Origin of the sequence: Achromobacter sp. UBA2119 (genome assembly GCF_002331005.1) — a bacterium.
Lineage (GTDB): Bacteria > Pseudomonadota > Gammaproteobacteria > Burkholderiales > Burkholderiaceae_B > Achromobacter > Achromobacter animicus.
This window is the reverse complement of sequence record NZ_DCYD01000019.1, coordinates 512,017-531,979: the sequence shown is the minus strand read 5'-3', so window position 1 is coordinate 531,979 and position 19,963 is coordinate 512,017. Positions and strand designations below refer to the sequence as shown.

At 65.7% G+C, this 19,963-nt stretch carries 17 protein-coding genes; 11 read left to right on the top strand and 6 right to left on the bottom strand.

What is annotated here, in order from left to right:
- Positions 1-82: 82 nt before the first annotated feature.
- The 6 genes from putA (at position 83) to B3098_RS26005 (ending at position 9,011) form a co-directional block, all read left to right on the top strand.
- Positions 83-3,904: a trifunctional transcriptional regulator/proline dehydrogenase/L-glutamate gamma-semialdehyde dehydrogenase gene (gene putA / locus B3098_RS26030; RefSeq protein WP_286899985.1), complete on the top strand. Its 3,822-nt coding sequence runs from the start codon at positions 83-85 to the stop codon at positions 3,902-3,904.
- Positions 3,905-4,143: 239 nt separating this feature from the next.
- The gene (locus tag B3098_RS26025) at positions 4,144-5,289 is read left to right on the top strand and encodes a branched-chain amino acid ABC transporter substrate-binding protein (protein ID WP_279972239.1); all 1,146 of its coding nucleotides are present in this window, start codon (positions 4,144-4,146) and stop codon (positions 5,287-5,289) included.
- A 182-nt stretch (positions 5,290-5,471) separates the two neighbouring features.
- The gene (locus B3098_RS26020; RefSeq protein ID WP_175138385.1) at positions 5,472-6,401 is read left to right on the top strand and encodes a branched-chain amino acid ABC transporter permease; all 930 of its coding nucleotides are present in this window, start codon (positions 5,472-5,474) and stop codon (positions 6,399-6,401) included.
- Positions 6,398-7,486, top strand: coding sequence for an ABC transporter permease subunit (locus B3098_RS26015; protein WP_175123463.1), 1,089 nt, complete (start codon positions 6,398-6,400; stop codon positions 7,484-7,486). The genes B3098_RS26020 and B3098_RS26015 overlap by 4 nt, the downstream gene beginning before the upstream one ends.
- Positions 7,483-8,286 carry an ABC transporter ATP-binding protein gene (locus B3098_RS26010; RefSeq protein ID WP_056324304.1) on the top strand — a complete coding sequence of 268 codons (804 nt, stop codon included), beginning with the start codon at positions 7,483-7,485 and terminating at the stop codon, positions 8,284-8,286. Before B3098_RS26015 ends, B3098_RS26010 begins: the two co-directional genes overlap by 4 nt.
- Positions 8,283-9,011, top strand: coding sequence for an ABC transporter ATP-binding protein (locus B3098_RS26005; RefSeq protein WP_218344733.1), 729 nt, complete (start codon positions 8,283-8,285; stop codon positions 9,009-9,011). Before B3098_RS26010 ends, B3098_RS26005 begins: the two co-directional genes overlap by 4 nt.
- Before the next feature lie 45 nt (positions 9,012-9,056).
- Here the strand turns inward: B3098_RS26005 and B3098_RS26000 are convergent, their stop codons facing one another.
- From B3098_RS26000 to B3098_RS25990, 3 genes are all read right to left on the bottom strand, one after another.
- A complete protein-coding gene (locus B3098_RS26000; protein WP_286899978.1) occupies positions 9,057-10,328 on the bottom strand; it encodes a CaiB/BaiF CoA transferase family protein in 1,272 nt (423 codons plus the stop codon).
- Between the two features lie 21 nt (positions 10,329-10,349).
- Positions 10,350-11,138, bottom strand: coding sequence for an enoyl-CoA hydratase/isomerase family protein (locus B3098_RS25995; protein ID WP_218344735.1), 789 nt, complete (start codon positions 11,136-11,138; stop codon positions 10,350-10,352).
- 61 nt (positions 11,139-11,199) lie between these two features.
- Positions 11,200-12,195 carry a Bug family tripartite tricarboxylate transporter substrate binding protein gene (locus B3098_RS25990; RefSeq protein ID WP_286899976.1) on the bottom strand — a complete coding sequence of 332 codons (996 nt, stop codon included), beginning with the start codon at positions 12,193-12,195 and terminating at the stop codon, positions 11,200-11,202.
- 128 nt (positions 12,196-12,323) lie between these two features.
- Between B3098_RS25990 and B3098_RS25985 the strand changes: the two genes are divergently transcribed.
- Positions 12,324-13,028 carry a GntR family transcriptional regulator gene (locus tag B3098_RS25985; RefSeq protein ID WP_286899975.1) on the top strand — a complete coding sequence of 235 codons (705 nt, stop codon included), beginning with the start codon at positions 12,324-12,326 and terminating at the stop codon, positions 13,026-13,028.
- 35 nt (positions 13,029-13,063) lie between these two features.
- Here the strand turns inward: B3098_RS25985 and B3098_RS25980 are convergent, their stop codons facing one another.
- Entirely contained in the window at positions 13,064-14,347 is a 1,284-nt protein-coding gene (locus B3098_RS25980; RefSeq protein ID WP_286899972.1) for an MFS transporter, read from the bottom strand.
- 127 nt (positions 14,348-14,474) lie between these two features.
- On the opposite strand from B3098_RS25980, the gene B3098_RS25975 reads away from it, so the two are divergent.
- Positions 14,475-15,107 carry a TetR/AcrR family transcriptional regulator gene (locus B3098_RS25975; RefSeq protein ID WP_286899971.1) on the top strand — a complete coding sequence of 211 codons (633 nt, stop codon included), beginning with the start codon at positions 14,475-14,477 and terminating at the stop codon, positions 15,105-15,107.
- Between the two features lie 171 nt (positions 15,108-15,278).
- Entirely contained in the window at positions 15,279-15,500 is a 222-nt protein-coding gene (locus tag B3098_RS25970; RefSeq protein ID WP_105239468.1) for an XRE family transcriptional regulator, read from the top strand.
- 78 nt (positions 15,501-15,578) lie between these two features.
- Here B3098_RS25970 and B3098_RS25965 read toward each other — a convergent pair whose 3' ends face one another.
- Both B3098_RS25965 and B3098_RS25960 read right to left on the bottom strand, forming a co-directional pair.
- Positions 15,579-16,868: an Nramp family divalent metal transporter gene (locus B3098_RS25965; protein WP_286899970.1), complete on the bottom strand. Its 1,290-nt coding sequence runs from the start codon at positions 16,866-16,868 to the stop codon at positions 15,579-15,581.
- A 129-nt stretch (positions 16,869-16,997) separates the two neighbouring features.
- Entirely contained in the window at positions 16,998-17,423 is a 426-nt protein-coding gene (locus B3098_RS25960) for an OsmC family protein (RefSeq protein WP_056562575.1), read from the bottom strand.
- Positions 17,424-17,717: 294 nt separating this feature from the next.
- On the opposite strand from B3098_RS25960, the gene B3098_RS25955 reads away from it, so the two are divergent.
- Positions 17,718-18,872, top strand: coding sequence for an ABC transporter substrate-binding protein (locus B3098_RS25955; protein WP_175123455.1), 1,155 nt, complete (start codon positions 17,718-17,720; stop codon positions 18,870-18,872).
- A gap of 178 nt (positions 18,873-19,050) precedes the next feature.
- Entirely contained in the window at positions 19,051-19,962 is a 912-nt protein-coding gene (ehuB, locus tag B3098_RS25950) for an ectoine/hydroxyectoine ABC transporter substrate-binding protein EhuB (protein ID WP_286899966.1), read from the top strand.
- The last annotated feature ends 1 nt before the right edge of the window (position 19,963 follow it).

The window sequence follows — 19,963 nt, the reverse complement described above, 5'->3', positions numbered from 1 at the left end:
CTGTCTAGCATACGGTCCTACCCATACTGGGTCCCGTCCGGGCCCAGTTACACCTTTGCCATGCGACAGGAAGCAATCTCTTATGGCCAGCACGACCCTCGGCGTCAAAGTCGACGACGCACTCCGCGACCGCCTGAAAGCCGCCGCCACCAAGCTCAACTGCACGCCGCACTGGTTGCATAAGCAGGCGATCCTGTCCTATCTGGACAAGATCGAGCGCGGCCATCTGCCCGCCGAGGTGTCCCACCTGAGCGCGGATGCCGCGGGCGAAGAGGATGCGGCCGAATCCCATGCCGCACCCACGCCGCCGTTCTACGAATTCGGCCAGGACGTGCAGCCGCAATCCGTGCTGCGCGCCGCCATCACGGCGGCCTATCGCCGGCCGGAACCCGAGTGCGTGCCGCTGCTGCTGGGCCAGGCCCGCGTGCCCAACCTGGAAAAGGTGCACGCGATGGCGGCCGGCCTGGTCAAGAAGCTGCGCGGCAAGCGCACCGGTGGCGGGGTCGAAGGCCTGATCCAGGAATTCTCCCTGTCCAGCCAGGAAGGCGTGGCGCTGATGTGCCTGGCCGAAGCGCTGCTGCGCATTCCCGACCGCGCCACGCGCGACGCGTTGATCCGCGACAAGGTCGCCCGCGGCGACTGGAAGTCGCATATGGGCGGTTCGCAGTCGCTGTTCGTCAACGCGGCCACCTGGGGTCTGATGATCACGGGCAAGCTGGTGGCCGTGAGCAGCGAGCAGTCGCTGTCCAAGGCGCTGACGCGCCTGATCGGCAAGGGCGGTGAGCCGCTGGTGCGCAAGGGCGTGAACATGGCCATGCGCATGATGGGCGAACAGTTCGTGTCCGGTCAGACGATTTCCGAAGCCCTGGCCAACAACCGCAAGATGGAATCGCGCGGTTTCCGCTATTCGTACGACATGCTCGGCGAAGCGGCGACCACGGCGGAAGACGCCGAGCGCTACTACGCCTCGTATGAGCAGGCCATCCACGCGATCGGCAAGGCCGCTGCGGGCCGCGGTATCTACGAAGGCCCCGGGATCTCGATCAAGCTGTCCGCCCTGCATCCGCGTTATTCGCGTGCCCAGCGCGAGCGCGTCATGGCGGAACTGCTGCCGCGCGTGAAGGCGCTGACCATCCTGGCGCGCAGCTACGACATCGGCCTGAACATCGATGCCGAAGAAGCCGACCGCCTGGAGATCTCGCTGGACCTGCTGGAAGCGCTGTGCTTCACGCCTGAACTCGAAGGCTGGAGCGGCATCGGCTTCGTCATCCAGGCGTACCAGAAGCGCGCACCGTTCGTCATCGATTACGTGATCGATCTGGCCCGCCGCAGCCGCCACCGCGTGATGGTCCGCCTGGTGAAGGGCGCGTACTGGGATAGCGAAATCAAACGCGCCCAGGTCGACGGCCTGGAAGGCTACCCGGTCTACACCCGCAAGCTGTACACGGACGTGGCGTACATTGCCTGCGCCCGCAAGCTGCTGGCCGCGCCCGAAGCCGTGTATCCGCAGTTCGCCACGCACAACGCTTACACGCTGGCGGCGATTTACCAGCTTGCCGGCCAGAACTACTACCCCGGTCAATACGAGTTCCAATGCCTGCACGGCATGGGCGAGCCGCTGTACGAAGAAGTGGTCGGCCCGCTGACCCAGGGCAAGCTCAACCGTCCGTGCCGCATCTACGCGCCGGTCGGCACGCACGAAACGCTGCTGGCGTACCTGGTGCGCCGCTTGCTGGAAAACGGCGCCAACACCTCGTTCGTGAACCTGATCGGCGATGAGACCATCCCGGTCGAAACGCTGGTTGCCGACCCGGTGGAAGCCGCCTCGCGCATCACGCCGCTGGGCGCCCCGCACGAGAAGATTCCGCTGCCGCGCGAGCTTTACGGCAATCCGCAGGACGGCGCCCGCGCCAACTCGGCGGGCCTGGACCTCAGCAACGAACATCGCCTGGGCTCGCTGTCGGCGGCGCTCCTGGCCAGCGCCGGCACGCCGTGGCGCGCCGGTCCCATGTTGGGCGAAGGCGGCGAACACTGGGATGCCGCCAAGGCAATCGAAGTGCGCAACCCCGCCAATCTGCGCGACGTGGTCGGCCATGTCATCGAAGCCGATTCGGCTGACGCCGAAGTCGCCCTGCGCGCCGCCGCCAATGCCGCGCCGATCTGGCAGTCCACGCCGGTCGCCGAGCGCGCGCAGTGCTTGCGCCGCGCGGCGCAATTGCTGGAAGAGCAGATGCAGACCCTGCTGGGCCTCATCGTGCGCGAAGCCGGCAAATCGCTGCCGAACGCCATCGCGGAAGTGCGCGAGGCCGTGGACTTCCTGCGCTACTACGCCGACCAGGCCGAGCAGGAATTCAGCAACGACACGCACCGTCCGCTGGGCACCGTGCTGTGCATCAGCCCGTGGAACTTCCCGCTGGCGATCTTCACCGGTCAAGTGGCGGCTGCGCTGGCGGCGGGCAACACCGTGCTGGCCAAGCCGGCCGAGCAGACCCCGCTGATCGCGGCGCAAGCCGTGGCCATCCTGCGCGCGGCCGGCGTGCCCGCCGGGGCCGTGCAGCTGCTGCCGGGCCGCGGCGAAACCATCGGCGCGCAACTGGTCGCCAATCCGGGCGTGCGCGGCGTGATGTTCACGGGTTCGACCGACGTCGCCCGCATCATCGCGCGCACCCTGGCCGACCGCCTGGACGACAACGGCCACACCATCCCGCTGATCGCGGAAACCGGTGGCCAGAACGCCATGGTGGTGGATTCGTCGGCCTTGTCCGAGCAGGTTGTGTTCGACGTGCTCAGTTCGGCCTTCGATTCGGCCGGCCAGCGTTGCTCGGCGCTGCGCGTGCTGTGCGTGCAGGAAGACAACGCGGATCACGTGCTGACGATGCTGCGCGGCGCGATGCGCGAGCTGGCCGTCGGCAATCCGGATCGCCTGTCCGTTGACGTGGGTCCCGTGATCGACACCGAGGCCCGCAACGGCATCCAGCGTCACATCGAATCCATGCGCACGGCCGGTCATCGCGTCGACCAGGTCGAGCTCAACGGCGAATGCCGCCACGGCACCTTCGTGCCGCCGACCATCATCGAAATCGACAACGTCAGCGAGCTGACCCGTGAAGTCTTCGGGCCGGTGCTGCACGTGGTGCGCTACAAGCGCGACGAACTCGACGCGCTGCTCGACGCCGTCAACGGCACGGGTTACGGACTGACGTTTGGCGTGCACACGCGTATCGACGAGACCATCGCGCACGTGACGGGCCAGGTCCACGCCGGCAACGTCTACGTCAACCGCAACATCGTGGGCGCCGTGGTGGGCGTGCAGCCGTTCGGCGGCGAAGCGCTGTCGGGCACGGGTCCGAAGGCGGGCGGTCCGTTGTACATGTACCGCCTGCTGGGTACGCGCCCCGCAGGCCTGCCGCCGGCGCTGGACGCCGCGGCGCCGCTGCCGCAGCGCATCGCGCTGCCCGGCCCGACGGGCGAGACCAACACCTATATGGTCGAGCCGCGAGGCGCCGTGTACTGCGTGGCCGCCACCGAGGCCGGCGCGCGGGCACAGTGGTCCGTGGCCCGTCTGACCGGCAACCACGCGTGGTTTGCAGACACGCCGGCCGCGCAGGCGCTGCTGGCGACGCTGGATGCCGATCAGCAGGGCCAGGCCGGCATCCTGTCGGATGCTGACGTGGACGAGGCCGACTACCAGGCCGTGCTGTTCGAAGGCGACGGCGACGCGCTCAAGGCGCTGAACCAGCGCATCGCGCAGCGCCCGGGTCCCATCCTGGCGGTGCACGGCCTGACCTCCGACGCCTTGGCGGCGGGCGCCAGCTACGTGCCGGAACGCCTCCTGACCGAGCGTTCCGTCAGCGTCAACACGGCGGCCGCGGGCGGCAACGCCAGCCTCATGACCATCGGTTAAGCGTGACCAGGGGTAACCCTCAGGAAACTGAGGGTTATCTCCAATATCGGGCTAGGTTGCACTGGAACGAAAATCCGGTCGCACCTCTGGCCTGGCTGCCGCAATCCGGCATTCAGGCTCTGCAGAAAATGCATGCGCGGGACCCGGATATCACTGGGCCCGCGGTAGTAAAAAACCAAAAGCCTGGCTAAAAGCTCAGGTATAACAAGGCCTTAGTCCGATATTTCGGAGGATTCCCCATGAAGTTCCGCACCCCTTTGAAGCTTCTCGCTGCAAGCATCGCCGCCGCCGGCATGACGGCCGCCGTGCAGGCCGCCGACGTCAAGTTCGGCTTCGCAGCCCCGCTGACCGGTCCGCAATCGCACTACGGCGAGGACATGCAGAACGGCCTGAACCTGGCCCTCGAAGAAGCGAACAAGAAGGGCATCAAGATCGACGGCGAGACGGCCAAGTTCGTGCTGGTTTCGCGCGACGACCAGGCTGATCCGCGCGTGGGCGTGCAGGTCGCCCAGCAACTCGTCGACCAGGACGTCGTGGGCATCCTGGGTCACTTCAACTCGGGCACCACGATTCCCGCGTCGCGCGTCTACCACGAAGCCGGCCTGCCGCAGATCGCCATGGCGACCTCGCCCGAATACACCAAGCAGGGCTACGAAACCACGTTCCGCATGATGACCAGCGACACCCAGCAGGGCGCCGCGGTCGGCAAGTTCATCGTGCAGAACTTGAAGGCCAAGAAGGTCGCGATCATCGATGACCGCACCGCCTACGGCCAGGGTCTGGCGGACGAAGTCGAGAAGGCCGTCAAGGCCGCCGGCGGCCAGGTCGTGCGCCGCGAGTACACCACCGACAAGGCCAACGACTTCACGGCCATCCTGACCAACATCAAGGGTTCCGCGCCTGACGCCATCTTCTACGGCGGCCTGGACGCCCAGTCCGGCCCGATGAAGCGCCAGCTCGCCACGCTGGGCCTGAAGGCGCCGCTGGTGTCCGGCGAAATGACGCGTAGCGACACCTTCATCAAGCTGGCGGGCGACGCCGCCGACGGCACCTATGCCTCGCTGGCCGGCGTGCCGCTGGACAAGATGGCCGCGGGCAAGGACTTCGATCAGAAATACCAGGCCCGCTTCAAGAAGGCCCCCGGCGTGTACGCGCCGTACGCCTACGATGGCGCCTGGAACATGATCACGGCCATCGAAGAGGCCGGTTCCGCCGACCCCGAAAAGTACCTGCCCAAGCTGGCCAAGCTGAACCGCAAGGGCGCGACGAGCGAGCACATTTCCTACGACGACAAGGGCGATCTGAAGGAAATCTCGGTCACCATCTACGAAGTCAAGAACGGCAAGTGGGAGATGGTTGAAACGATGGTCAGCCAGGCTAACTAAGCCGGCTTGAAACCAGGGCGGAGCTGGCCGCGCGCCACTAGCCGTGCGCCACTAGCCGCGCGCCACGTTCCGCCCGCTCTTTTCCGCACGCGCCGTCCGGCGCAGCGGCGCGCGACCCGCGGCCAGGCCTTTGCGCCCTGGCCGCCCCCGCGCGATTCTTCCAGGCTTATTCAGCGGCCCCTATGGATATCTTCATTCAACAACTGATTAACGGCGTCACGCTAGGCAGCGTGTATGCCCTGGTCGCCCTTGGCTACACCATGGTGTACGGCATCATCGGGCTGATCAACTTCGCGCATGGCGACGTCGTCATGATTGGCGCAATGGCGGCCACCACGGTCGCCATCACGCTGGTGGGCGGCGATCCCGGCGCCTCGGCCTTCGTGGTGCTGGGCGTCGGCCTGCTGGTCTCCGTGCCGCTGTGCATGGCGGTGGGCTGGACGGCCGAACGCGTGGCCTACCGGCCGCTGCGCCGCGCGCCGCGTCTGGCAGCGCTGATCACCGCGATCGGCGTGTCCATCATCCTGCAGAACGTCGCCATGATGGCCTGGGGCCGCAACTACCTGAACTTCCCGCAGGTGCTGTCGCCGCAGGTGTTCGAGTTTGGCGGCGCGCGCATGAGTTCGCTGCAGATCGCCATCGTGGTGATTGCGGCGCTGATCATGGGCGGACTGCTGGCGGTCGTGCACAAGACCCGCCTTGGCACCGCGATGCGCGCCACCGCGCAGAACCGCGAGGTTGCAGGCCTGATGGGCGTGAACATCAATACCGTGATCTCGGCCGCCTTCCTGATCGGCTCGGCGCTCGCAGCCGTGGCCGGCATGATGGTCGCCACGTATTACGGCGTGTCGCAATACACGATGGGCTTCATGCTGGGCCTGAAGGCCTTCACCGCCGCGGTGCTGGGCGGGATCGGCAATCTGGTGGGCGCGATGGCTGGCGGTCTGCTGCTGGGCATCATCGAGTCGCTGGGTGCGGGCTACATCGGCGACCTGACGGGCGGCTTCCTGGGCAGCCATTACCAGGACGTGTTCGCGTTCTTCGTGCTGGTGCTGGTCCTGATCTTCCGTCCCTCGGGTCTGCTGGGTGAACGGGTGGGGGATCGCGCATGAGCACGCATCTGAAGAAAAGCGGGTTCTCCACCCGCACGCTGATCGGCATCGCGTTGATCGGCGTCGTGCTGGCGGTGCTGCCGTTCGTGATCGGCATGGCCGGGCAAAGCTGGGTTCGCATCCTGAACTTTGCGCTGCTGTACGTGATGTTGGCGTTGGGCCTGAACATCGTGGTGGGCTTCGCGGGTCTGCTGGACCTGGGCTACATCGCGTTCTACGCGGTGGGCGCCTACACCTGGGCATTGCTTGCGTCGCCGCATTTCGGGCTGCACCTCCCGTTCTGGGCAATCCTGCCGATCGCGCTGGCGGTGGCATGCCTGTTCGGCGTGCTGTTGGGGGCGCCGACATTGAAGTTGCGAGGCGACTACCTGGCCATCGTCACGTTAGGGTTCGGCGAGATCATCCGCATCTTCCTGAACAACCTGAACGCGCCCATCAACATCACCAACGGGCCGCAGGGCATCAACCGCATCGACACGTTCAAGGTTGGCGAGTTTGCGTTCGGGCGTACCCAGAACCTGCTGGGCATCCGCTTCACCGGGCCGGAAAAGTACTACTACCTGCTGCTCGCGCTGACGCTCATCATCATCGTGGTCTGCGTGCGCCTGCAGAATTCCCGAATCGGCCGTGCGTGGGAAGCCATTCGCGAAGACGAAATCGCCGCCAAGGCGATGGGCATCAACACCCGCAACATCAAGCTGCTGGCCTTCGCGATGGGCGCATCGTTCGGTGGCGTGGCCGGCGCGCTGTTCGCGTCGATGCAAGGATTCGTCAGCCCCGAAAGCTTCTCGCTCATGGAGTCTATTTCGATCCTGTGCATGGTGGTGCTGGGCGGCATGGGCCACATTCCGGGCGTCATCCTGGGCGCGCTGATCCTGGCTGCGTTGCCGGAGTTCCTGCGCGCCGTCGTGGAGCCCGTGCAGCACATGCTGTTCGGCGCCGTGGTGCTGGATCCGGAAGGCATCCGCATGCTGCTGTTCGGCCTGGCCATGGTGTGCGTGATGCTGTTCCGTCCGGCGGGCCTGTGGCCGTCCGCGGTGCGCAAGCGCGAACTGGCGACCAAGACGCAAGGAGGCGCGGCATGAGCAAACTGCTGCAAGCCCAGGGACTGGGCAAGCGCTTCGGCGGCCTGCAGGCTTTGTCGGGCGTCAGTTTCGATATCGAACAGGGCGAGATCTACGGCCTGATCGGCCCGAACGGCGCGGGCAAAACCACGCTGTTCAACGTGCTGACCGGCCTCTATATCCCCGAGGAAGGCACCTGCACGTTCAACGGCGAATCCATGTCGGGCAAGAAGCCGCACGAGGTCGCCTACGCGGGCCTGGCGCGCACCTTCCAGAACATCCGCCTGTTCGCCAACCTGAGCGCGATCGAAAACGTGATGATCGGCCGCCACATGCGCACCCGCGCCGGCGTGCTGGGCGCGGTGCTGCGCACGCGCGCAACGCGTGCCGAAGAGGCCGCCATCGAGGCGCGCGCTCAGGAACTGCTGGACTACGTCGGCATCGGCCATCGCGCCAACGACGTCGCGCGGTCGCTGCCGTATGGCGACCAGCGGCGCCTGGAGATCGCGCGTGCGCTGGCGACGGATCCCAAGTTGCTGGCGCTGGACGAACCGGCCGCAGGAATGAATGCCTCGGAAACGGTAGTGCTGCGTAAGCTGGTCGAAAAGATCCGCGCGGACGGTGTCACCGTGCTGCTGATCGAACACGACATGAAGCTCGTCATGGGCCTGTGCGATCGCGTGCTGGTGCTGGAGTACGGGAAAGTGCTGGCGATGGGCAAACCCGCCCAGGTGCAGCGCGATCCCAAGGTCATTGAAGCGTATCTGGGCGCGGGCGCCGCGCAGGATCCGCTCATCCACAACGAGGGCCAGGCAACATGACGGCATCCCAACCCCTGCTCGAGCTGCGGGGCCTGCAAGTGTCCTACGGCGGCATCCGTGCAGTGCGCGGCATCGACCTGCGCGTGGACGAAGGCGAACTGGTCTGCCTGATTGGTGCTAACGGCGCGGGCAAGAGCACGACGCTGCGCGCCATCTGCGGACTGGTGCCGCTGGCCGGCGGCGAAGTCGTCTACGCCGGGCAATCCATCGGCGGCCAGAAGTCGCATGAGCTGGTCCGCAAGGGTCTCGTCATGGTGCCCGAAGGCCGCGGCATCTTTGGGCAACTGACCATCGAAGAGAACCTGGCGATGGGCGGCTACATCCGCCGCGACGCGGCCCAGATCCGCCAGGACACGGATCGCGTCTTCACCTTGTTTCCGCGTCTGGCCGAACGCCGCAAGCAGGCCGCCGGCACGCTGTCGGGCGGCGAGCAGCAGATGGTGGCGATGGGACGCGCGATGATCGCCCGTCCCAAGCTGCTGCTGCTGGACGAACCGTCGATGGGCTTGGCGCCCTTGATGGTGGAAAAGGTGTTCGAAGTGGTTCGCACCATCGCCAGCGAAGGCGTCACCATTCTGCTCATCGAGCAGAACGCGCGCCTGGCCCTGGAAAACAGCCATCGCGGCTACGTGATGGAGTCGGGCGAGATCACCTTGTCCGGTCCCGCGCGCGACATGCTGCACGATCCCAAGGTGCGCGCGGCGTACCTGGGCGAAGTGGAGTAATCAGGCGGACGCAAGGCGGTCTTGCCGCCTTGCGTTCTTGCTGCTTCAGGCCTGCACCGGCTCGCGGTCCACGGCCGCGACCACCCCGGCGCCGATCAGCGCGTCGATCTCTTCCTTGCCGTAGCCGAATTCCCCCAGGATCGCGATGGAGTCCTCGCCCAGCCGCGGCGCGGCGCGATGGTAGCGGGCGGGCGTGGCCGACAGTTTCACGGGCATGCCGACGGTGCGCACCTTGCCGGCCACCGGATGATCCTGTTCCACCACCATTTCACGCGCCAGCGTCTGCGGGTGCGATAACGCCTGCGCGATCGAGTGCACGGGGCCCGCCGGAACACCCGCGTCGTCGAAGATATTCAGCCATTCCTGCGCATCACGGGTCTTCAGGATGGCGGAGATTTCCTCCACCAATTCATCGCGGTTCTGCATGCGGTCGCGATTGCGGGCAAAGCGCGGATCTTCCGCCCACTCGGGCCGGCCCAGCGCCTGCGCGATGCGCTGCCAGTTTTTTTCGTTGGCGCCGCCGATGATGATCCAGTCCGTGCGCGTGGGAAACGCCTGGTACGGCGCGCTCAGCACATGCGCCGATCCCGTGGGACCGGGCGAGACGCCGCTGCCGAAATAGATGGCGGCGTGCCAGTAGAGCTGCTGCAGGCTGGCTTCCAGCAGCGAGGTTTCGACGATCTGGCCTTCGCCGGTGCGTTGCTTGTGCTGGTACGCGGCCAACACGCCAAAGGCCGCCAGCAGGCCCGCGTTGATGTCGGCCACCGAATTGCCCGTGCGCAGCGGCGGGCCGCCAGGCTCACCGGTGATGGCCATCAAGCCTGAAAACCCTTGCGCCACGAGATCGAAGCCGCCTTTATCCGCAAAGGGGCCGGTCGTGCCGTAGCCGGACACGGCGCAATAGATCAGGCCCGGGTTCTCCTTGCGCAGCGTCTCGTAGCCCAGCCCCAGCTTCTCCATCGTGCCCTTGCGGAAGTTCTCGGTCACCACGTCGGCGTCGCGGATCATGCGCAACAGGACCTTCTTGCCCTCCGGATGTTTGAGGTCCAGCGCGATGGCGCGCTTATTGCGGTTGAGCATCAGGTAGGGCGCCGAGATGCCGTTGATCTGCGGGTCGCGGTACTGGCGCGAATCGTCGCCGCCGTCGATCTTTTCGACCTTGATGACGTCGGCCCCCAAGTCGGCCAGCATCATGCCGCAGGTGGGGCCAGCCATGATCTGGGACAGCTCGATGACGCGCATGCCGGCCAGCGCGCCGGCGGGGGCATCAGAACCAGGGAAGGGCGGGCGGCCGGAGCCGCGGGTGTCGTTGTGCATGCGTATTCCTCGATCTCTCGTTCAGCGGCCGGTGAATTGCGGCTTGGCCTTGGCCAGAAAGGCGCGATAGCCCGCGCGGAAATCCTCGGTGTCGAAGCAGTCGAAGGCTTCGTCGCGGTCGGCGTCGGTCAGCGTCTTGCCCTGCACCAGATTGCGCACGAACTTCTTGTGCCAGCGGGCCACCAGCGGCGCGCCATCGGCGATCCGGCGTGCGGCCGCCTGCGCCTCGTCGGCCACCTTGTCGTCCGCGACCACGCGCGAGACGACGCCCAGGCGCAAGGCTTCGGCGGCGTCGAAGATGTTGCCTTCCAGCAAGACCTGCAGCGCGACGGTCGGACCGACCAGCCGAACCAGCGGGGCCAGCTCCGAGTACGACATCACCAGGCCCAGGTTCTTGATGGGCACGCCGAACCGCGAGCTTTCGCCGCAGATGCGCAGGTCGGCCAGGCTGGCGATCTCCAGCCCGCCGCCCACGCAGATGCCGTGGATCTGCGCGACCACGGGGTGACGGCAGCCGCCGATCGCCTCGATCGTGCGGCGCATGACGGCGCCGTATTCCACCGCCTGGCGCTTGTTGCTGCGCGCGGTCTCGAATTCGCCGATGTCGTTGCCAGGCGAAAACGCCTTCTCGCCCGCGCCGCGCAGCAGCACGCAGCGCACGCCGTCGTCGCGGTCCAGTTCGAGAAACGTGTCGCCCAGCAGCCGCCAACTGTCGATGGTGAACGCGTTGAGCTTTTCGGGCCGGTTCAGCACCACGGTCGCGATGTCGCCGTTTCGCTCGAGCAGGATGGGGGTAGCGGTAGCAGTCATGAGGTTCCTTTTGCTTGCGCGGGGCGGTCCCCGCCGGATGGATCGGGTTCAGCGTCGAGGCTTATTGCTTCTTCAGGCCCAGGCTGGCGGTGAGCTTGCCGTACTTGCTCCACTCATCCCGCACGTAGGACGCGAAGGCCGCGGGGGTTTGCGGGCCGCCGCCCAGGTCCATGCCCTGGTCGGCCAACTTGGCGGCGATCTCGGGGTCCGCGAGCGTCTGGGCGAGTGCCCGATCCAGCTTGTCCATGATGGGACGGGGCAGTTGGGCGGGCGCGAGGACGGCGTACCACTGCACGACGTCCAGACCCTTGATGCCGGATTCGGCCAGCGTCGGCACGTCGGGCAGCCGCTTGCTGCGTTCGGGGCTGGTCACGGCCAGCGGACGCAGCTTGCCCGCCTGGATCTGGTTGATTGCGCCGGGCAGCGTGTCGAAGTTCAGGTCGACGTTGCCGCCTAGCAGGTCGGTCATGGCCTGACCGCTGCCTTTGTAGGGCACGTGCTCCATGGACACGCCGGCAATCTGCGAAAACCGTGCGGCGCTCAGGTGCTGCGGACTTCCCATGCCGGATGAGGCGTACAGCAGTTGCTTGGGCTTGGCCCGGGCGTCGTCCACCAGGTTCTGCACGGTGGTGTAGGCATGCTTGGTGGGGTTTACGACCAGCACGTTGGGCACGGATCCGATGTACCGCACCGCCGTGAAATCCTTGTTGGGGTCGATGTTGGACTGCACGACATAGGGGGCCGCGACAGTGGATTGCATGTTGGCCAGGAGCAGCGTGTAGCCGTCCGGGTCGGCCTTGACCACGTAATCGGCCGCGATCAGGCCGGAGGCGCCCGGCTTGTTCTCGACCACGACCTGCTGGCCGAGCAGGGAGGAGAGCCGTGCCGACAGAATCCGGGCCGACACGTCGGTGCCGCCGCCCGGAACGAAACCGACGACCAGGCGAATGGGGCGTTCCGGCCATTTCGAGTAGTCCTGCGCCAGGGAGGGGGTGGCGGCCGACAGTCCGGCGGACAGCGTCAATACGCCGATCCAGGCGCGAGCATGCTTTTTCATAGGGTCTCCTTTGGTGGATGAATCCTGCCCAGGGGCTGCTTGCTCTATGATTTGGGTCAGGTTGGTATGCCGTTGGTGTTTGGTATACCAGATACAAAAATAGTCGAAGTCGCGAGCATGAACAACCCATGGCTAACCCTGAACCCCTGATTGCCGACGTGTCCGTCCCCGATTTGGCTATCCACCATCCCACCTTGCCGGCGGTCGTGGCGGAACGGCTACGCCAATTGATCATCGATGGCACCCTGAAGCCGGGCACCTGGCTGAACGAACGGGATCTGTGCGATCAACTGAAGATTTCCCGCACGCCGCTACGCGAGGCATACCGGATGCTGGCCTCGGATGGCCTCGTGACCTTGCAGCCCAAGCGCGGGGCGATGGTGATCGAGCTGTCAGCCGAAGACATCGAAAACATCTTCGACGTGTTGTCGGTGCTGGAGGGGCTGGCGGTGCGCAGCGCCGCCGAGCGCGCGTCTGAGGCGGAGCTTGCCCAGATCGCGCGTCTGCATGCGCAGATGCTTGAAAACTATGAGAAACGCGATATCCGCGCGTACTTCGCGGCCAGCATGGGCACGCACATCGCAATCAACCGCGCCGCGCACAATCCGGCGTTGTCGCATTCCTACGACCGGTTGAACCTGCAGGTGCAGGCGCTGCGCTACAAGTCCAATTTCGACCTGGATGAATGGACGACGGCGGTGGCCGACCACGAGGCCTTCGTGCAGGCACTGTTGGCGCGCGATGGCGAACGCGCCGAAGCGCTGATTCGCAAGCACGTCGGCGGCAAGAAAGCCTACAACCTGCGCGGCCGGTCCGGGAACGGCGTGGCCTGACGGCATGGCGGCCTGCGCCGCCATGCGGTTGGGAATCAGGCGGGCTGCACGACCACGCGCTTTCGGCCGATCATCAAGGCAAGCACGGCGGCGATGATGCCCGTCGCGCCTGACACCACGAAAGCCATCAGGTAGTTGCCCTGTGCCTCGCGCAGCGCGCCCGCCATCCAGGCGGCGCTGGCCGCGCCCATCTGGTGACCCGCCACGATCCACCCGAAGACGATCGACGCGTCGCGTTCGCCGAACGCTTCCGTCGTCAGGCGCAGCGTCGGCGGCACCGTGGCGATCCAGTCAAGGCCGAAGAAGATCGCGAAGATCGACAGGCTGTAGAACGAGAAATCGGAGTAGGGCAGGTACATCAGCGACAGGCCGCGCAAGGCGTAGTAAACGAACAGCAGCTTGCGCGGGTCGTAGCGGTCGGTCAGCCACCCGGATGCCGTGGTGCCGAGCAGGTCAAAGATGCCCATCATGGCCAGCAGTCCGGCCGCCTGCACCTCGGGCATGCCGTGGTCGCCGCAAAGCGCGATCAGGTGCGTGCCGACCAAGCCGTTCGTCGTGAAGCCGCACACGAAAAACGTGGCGAACAGATACCAGAACGTGCGGGTCTTGGCCGCCCGGACCAGCGTGCCGAACGTGGCGGCCACCATGCCCGTGCGCGGCGCGGCGGGCGCGGGCGGTGCGTGCGGATCGCTGCCGAACGGCACGAGGCCCACGCTGGACGGCCGGTCGGGCACCAGCCACCAGGCCAATGGCACCAGCGCGGCTGCGGCGCCCGCCACCGTCCAGACCACGCGCGTCCAATCGCCGGACGAGGCCAGCGCGGCCAGGACCGGCAGAAATACGAGCGTGCCGGTGGCGGCGCTGGCGGTCAGCAGGCCCATCATCAGCCCGCGGTGCTTGACGAACCAGCGGTTGACCACGGTGGCGCCCATGACGATCGCCACGGCGCCCGAACTCAGGCCCGAGAACACGCCCCAGGTCATGATCAGATGCCAGGGCTCGGTCATATAGGCACTGACGGCGCTGGACGCCGACATCAGGATCAGCGCGGTGATCAGCACGCGCCGCAGCCCAAAGCGTTCCATCGCGGCGGCCGCGAACGGGCCCACCAATCCGTACAGAAAAATGCCCAGCGCCGCGGCAAACGAAATGGAGCTTCGGCTCCATCCGAACGTCTCTTCCAGCGGCACCAGCAGCACACTGGGCGAAGACCGCAAGCCGGCCGCGACCAGCAGTGAAAGAAAGATCACGCCGACGACCACGAACGCATACTTTTGGCCGGCGCGGCGGAAGGGAAAGGGAGGCTGGGCTATACTCATGTTACTGACCGGTACGTATTAGGGTTCGCGCATAGTACGTACCGGTCAGTAACATCGTCAAGCGTTTTTTGGCGACCCTGTTTCCGGAGCGGCCGTGCGTGTCGTTCCGCAGAAAAGGAGCCCCTGTATGGCCAGCAAGACCCCTTCCGCCGCCGCCACCGGCAAGGCCGGCAAATCCGCGTCCAAGCCGCTTCTGGCGGCCGACCGCATTCGCAAGACCGCTCGCGAGATGTTCTACCGCGACGGAATCCGCGCGGTGGGTGTAGATGCCATCGTCACCCAGGCGGGCGTAACCAAGCCCAGCCTGTACCGCAGCTTTTCCTCGAAGGACGAACTGGCCGCTGCGTACCTGCGCGACTACGACGCCGAATTCTGGGCACGCTTTGACGCCGCCTGCGCTGCGCATCCGGGCGACCCGCGCGCCCAGTTGCTCGACTATCTGACCGGCATGGCCGGCCGCGCGGTGCAGAACGGCTATCGGGGTTGCGGGCTGACGAACGCGGCCGTCGAGTACCCGGAATCGGAGCATCCCGCCCGCGCCGTCGCCGTGGAGCACAAGCGCGAACTGCGCCGCCGGCTGAACGCCATGGCTGCCGGGATGGGGGCGGAGGACCCGGAAGCGTTGGCAGACGGATTGCTGCTGCTGATCGAGGGTGCATTCGTCTCAAGCCAGCTTTTTGGTGAAGGCGGACCGGCGGGCAGGGGGGCGGCGATGGCCGACAAGTTGATCCAGGCGCATCTGCCCCGCCGGACGGGCTAGGTCATCGCACAAAAGCGGTGCGTAACCCTGTGCGGCGCGCACCGTTTTGGTGGTGTTTGTCCCCATTGCGCAACGCCGAAAAAAATGTTTGTGATTTTTATTGCAACGCAGCATACGTGGATCTAAGATGGCTTCACGTTGTTCCACATCGCTTTTCTCAAGGAGAGAATCATGAGCGATACCGCGTTGAAAAATGCCCGTATGTCGGATGCGCTGGAGCGGTCCCTGATCCGCGAGGCCATCAAGGCGGAAACCCTGTCCGGCCCCCACGCAGGCTCGCGCTGGTTGCGCCTGAAGCTGCGCATGGCCGCACTGGGCGGTGCCGTCGGCGAGGTCCTGCACAATATGGACGCCGGCCGTCGTCAGCACCCGGTAGTCTCCGCCTACCACTGAAGTACCCCGCCAGAAAAAACGCCAGCTTTGATCGCTGGCGTTTTTTTTGTGTCCGCCGCATAGGGCGGTGTGGCCCTTTCAGGCGACGAGATCAAGCAGCAGGTAGCCGTCCAGCACGATGATGCCCACGGTTGCCCCGATCGCGGCCCAGGCCCAGGCGCCCCGCAGCACATAGGCGCCCATCAGACGTTTGCGGCATGCCAGCACCACCAGCGGTCCCAGGGCGAAGGGCAACGCCAGGCTCAGGATGACCTGGCTGAGCACCAGCAATCCGTCCGGATCCTTGCCACCCGTGAACGCAAGCAGGCCCACGGCGGCGGCGCCTGCCACCACGCGCGTCATCAACGCACGGCGCCGGTCCGACCAGTTGCTGCCCACCTGGAATCCCTGCGACAGGATGCGGCCAGCCAGCACGCCCGTGATGGTGGAGCTTTGTCCGGCGGCATACAAGGCCACGGCGAACACCACCGCTGCGCCGATCCCTAACGTATGGCCGATCACCGCGTGGGCGTCGTCCAGGCTGGACACCACCATCCCGGAACCGGACAGCGACGCCGCAGCGACGATCATGATCGCCGCGTTGATCAGCATCGCCACACCCAAGGACACGATGGTGTCGTTGCGCGCCACGCGCATCGCCATGCCGCGCGCCTGCTGGGGCAAGCCTTGCGCCCGTTGCGCCAGCGTGCCGGAATGCAGGTAAAGGTTGTGCGGCATAAGGGTGGCGCCAAGAATCCCCAGCGCAATCAGGAAACCTTGCGGATCGCGCAGTGCCTTGCCGGTCTCGGTCACGCCATGCGCCACTTCCGTCCAGGCCGGGTTGGCCTTGAACAGCAAAAATATGAACGACAGCGCCACAACGGACAAGAGCAGGGCGATCACGCGTTCGTGCCGATCGGCATTGCCACGCGTCATGGCCAGCACGGCGAAGGTGCCGATGCCCGTGACAGCAACCCCTGCGATGAGCGGCAGATTGAACAGCAGCCGCAGTGCAATCGCGCCGCCAATCAGTTCGGCCAGCGCGGTGGCCAGGATGGCGGCCTCGCCGGCCAGCCAGGCGGCCTTGGCCAGACGGGGCGACAGATGGCGGGCGGTGAGGGTGGCCAGATCCTGGCCGGTTGCCAGCGCCAGACGCGACACCAGCACTTGAAAGCCCAGTGCCAGAAAGGCCGATGTGATGACGACCATCAACAGCCCATAGCCGAAGCCGCTGCCGCCGGCGATGTCGGTGGCCCAGTTGCCGGGGTCGATGTAGCCGACGGCCACGAGGATGCCGGACCCGACCATGCGGCGCAGGTTGGCGGAAGTCCGCGCGTCCTGCGCCAGGGCGGCATTGCCGCCTGAAATCGCGTAGATGAATCCGGTCATGCGTCGCTCCTGAGAATGGTTCTCATTGTCCGGAAGCGACTTTGCATCGTCCAATTGATTTTGACCACGTCCGGAATAGGGCGCGCCAATGATCCGGCCCCGGTTCGGAGGCCGGATCGCCCGCGTTGATCAGGACTTGAGCTTGGCGTCCATCGAGATCTTGGCGTTCAGCACCTTGGAAACCGGGCAGCCCTTTTCGGCCTTGCGCGCGGCGTCCTCGAAGGCCTCGGCGGAGGCGCCCGGAATGACCGCCTCGACGGTCAGATGGACGGCGGTGATGGCAAACCCATCGTCGAGCTTGTCCAGCGTGACTTCGGCCTTGGTGTCCAGGCTGTCCGCGACCAGGCCGGCTTCGGAAAGAATGTTGGACAGCGCCATGGTGAAGCAGCCGGCGTGCGCCGCGCCCAGCAGTTCTTCGGGGTTGGTGCCCGGCGTGTCGCCGAAGCGGGTATTGAAACCGTAGGGTTGGCTCTTGAGCGCGCCGCTCTGCGTGGAAATCGTGCCTTTGCCAGTCTTCAGATCGCCCGACCAGGCGGCGGATGCGGTTTTCTTCATACAGGACTCCTGTGTGGGAACGCGGCCGTGCGCGGCGCGTCCGGGGTGGGTGAGAGGCGCCGTCTCGCGGACGGCGCGCCTTGCCTCAGGCGGCACCGTCGATGATACGGCCCGTCACCCCGCCCGGCGCGGAAAACGCCGGTACGCAACGGCAAGCCGATGTAACGGCAGGTCGGCCACGCGTGCCGGTCGCGCGCCCGGCCGATGAAGATGGGCCGGCCACATCAAGAGCCCGCGTGAGCGCATCAGGCAAAATAGCGGCATCTCCTTCACTCCTACCCAAGAGCCGTAGTCATGCCTCGCATCCTTGCCCGCTACGCCTGCGCTGTCGCGCTGGCTGTTCCCGTCCTGTCCGCTCAAGCCGAAATCGTGATCGGCGTGGACGTGTCAACCACGGGCCCCGCCGCCGCCATCGGCATCCAGACCAACAACGCGATCCGGCTGTGGCCCAACACGCTGGGCGGCGAGCCTGCTCGTTACGTGGTGCTGGACGACGGCACGGACGTGAGCCGCGCGGTCAAAAACATGCGCAAGCTGACGTCCGAAGACAAGGTAGACGCCATCGTCGGCCCCAACATTACGGCGTCTGCATTGGCCGGACTGGACGTGCTGGCCGAGACCAAGACGCCGATGATTGCGTTGGCGGCGTCCAGCGTCATCGTCGAGCCGCAGTCGGATCCCAAGCGCACCTGGGCCTTCAAGATGCCGCAGAACGACTCGCTCATGGCGACCGTGCTGGTCGAGGACATGAAGAAAAAGGGCCTGAAGAACGTGGCCTTCATCGGCTTTGCGGATTCCTACGGCGATAGCTGGTGGAAAGAGTTTTCGGCCGCCGCCGGCTCGGACCTGAAGATCGTGGCGCAGGAACGTTTCCAGCGCACCGACGCCTCGGTCGTCGGGCAGGTGCTTAAGGTCATTGCCGCCAAGCCCGACGCGGTGCTGATTGCCGGCTCCGGCACGCCGGCGGCGCTGCCGCAAAAGACGCTGCTGGAGCGCGGTTTCACCGGCGCTGTCTACCAGACGCACGGCATCGGCACGCTCGAGTTTCTGCAGGTGGGCGGCAAGGACGTGGAAGGGACGTTGTTCCCCACGGGCCCGGGCGTCGTGGCGCGCGAGCTGCCCGATTCCAATCCGGTCAAGAAGGTGGCCGTGGAATTTGCCGACAAGTATGAACAGCAATACGGCCCGAACACGTTGACGCAGTTCGCCGGTGATGCCTACGGCGCCTGGATGCTGCTGGACTCGGCCGTGTCGCGCGCCTTGAAAACCGGCGCCAAGCCCGGCACGCCGGAATTCCGCCTGGCGCTGCGCGACGCGCTGGAAAACACCCGCGATCTGGTCGTGCCCAATGGCGTCCTGAACATCACCAAGGACAATCACCAGGGCTTCGACGAGCGCGCCCGCGTAATGGGCACGGTCAAAAACGGGCGTTTTTCGTACGCAGAATAATTGGTGCCATATCTCTGTACCGTTCGTAACGTGTTCTAACGCTCCATAGGGCAACGGACGACAAAAGCAGGCTTAGGCCTGCTTTTTCATGTCTATATCATTCGTGTCCGAATCATTTCTTAGCGTATTATTTTTAGTGAAGCCATGCACCTAGAAATAAATTCGGGAGAAATAATTCATGACCCTCATCCAATCCAGACGTCTGTTGCTGGCCCTGAGCCTGGGCGTGCTTGCTGCATGTTCGGATTCGGGCGGCGACAAGTCCGCGGCCGGCGGCGGCGAGACCGCCAGTAACGCCAGCACCCTGGAAGCGGCCAAGGCAGCGGGCAAGATCCGCATCGGTTATGCCAATGAGGCGCCGTTCGCGTACATGGATAGCAAAGAGGCCAAGGTCACCGGGGAATCCGTGGAGATTGCCCGCGTGGTGCTCAAGCGCATGGGCATCAACGAAGTCGAAGGCGTCCTGACCGAGTTCGGATCGCTGATCCCCGGCCTGGCCGCCAAGCGCTTCGACATCATCGCGGCCGGCATGTACGTCACGCCCAGCCGTTGCCAGCAGGTCGCGTTTTCGAATCCGACGTATGGCGTCGGCGAAGCGTTCCTGGTCAAGCAGGGCAATCCCAAGAATCTCCATAGCTACGAAGACTTGCTGAAGAACCCCGACGCCAAGCTGGGCGTCGTGGTCGGCGCCATCGAAGGCGAGTACGCCGAAAAGCTCAAGATCCCGGCCGGCCAGGTGGTCGTGTTTCCGGATGCCGTCAGCGCGCTGTCCGGCGTGCAGGCCGGCCGGGCCGACGCCTACGCCGCCACGGCGCTCACCGTCAACGACCTGATGGGCAAGACGCAGGAGGGCAGCGGGCTGGAGAAGGCCGATCCGTTCACTGATCCGGTCATCGACGGCAAGGGCGTGCGCGGCTACGGCGCCTATGCCTTCCGTACGGACGACAAGGCCTTCGCGGATGCCTTCAACGCCGAACTGGCCAAGTTCATCGGCACCGATGAGCACAAGCAGCTTGTGGCGCCTTTCGGCTTTACCGCCGACGAACTGCCCCAAGGGGTGACCGCGGACAAGCTCTGCAGCGGACAGTAAG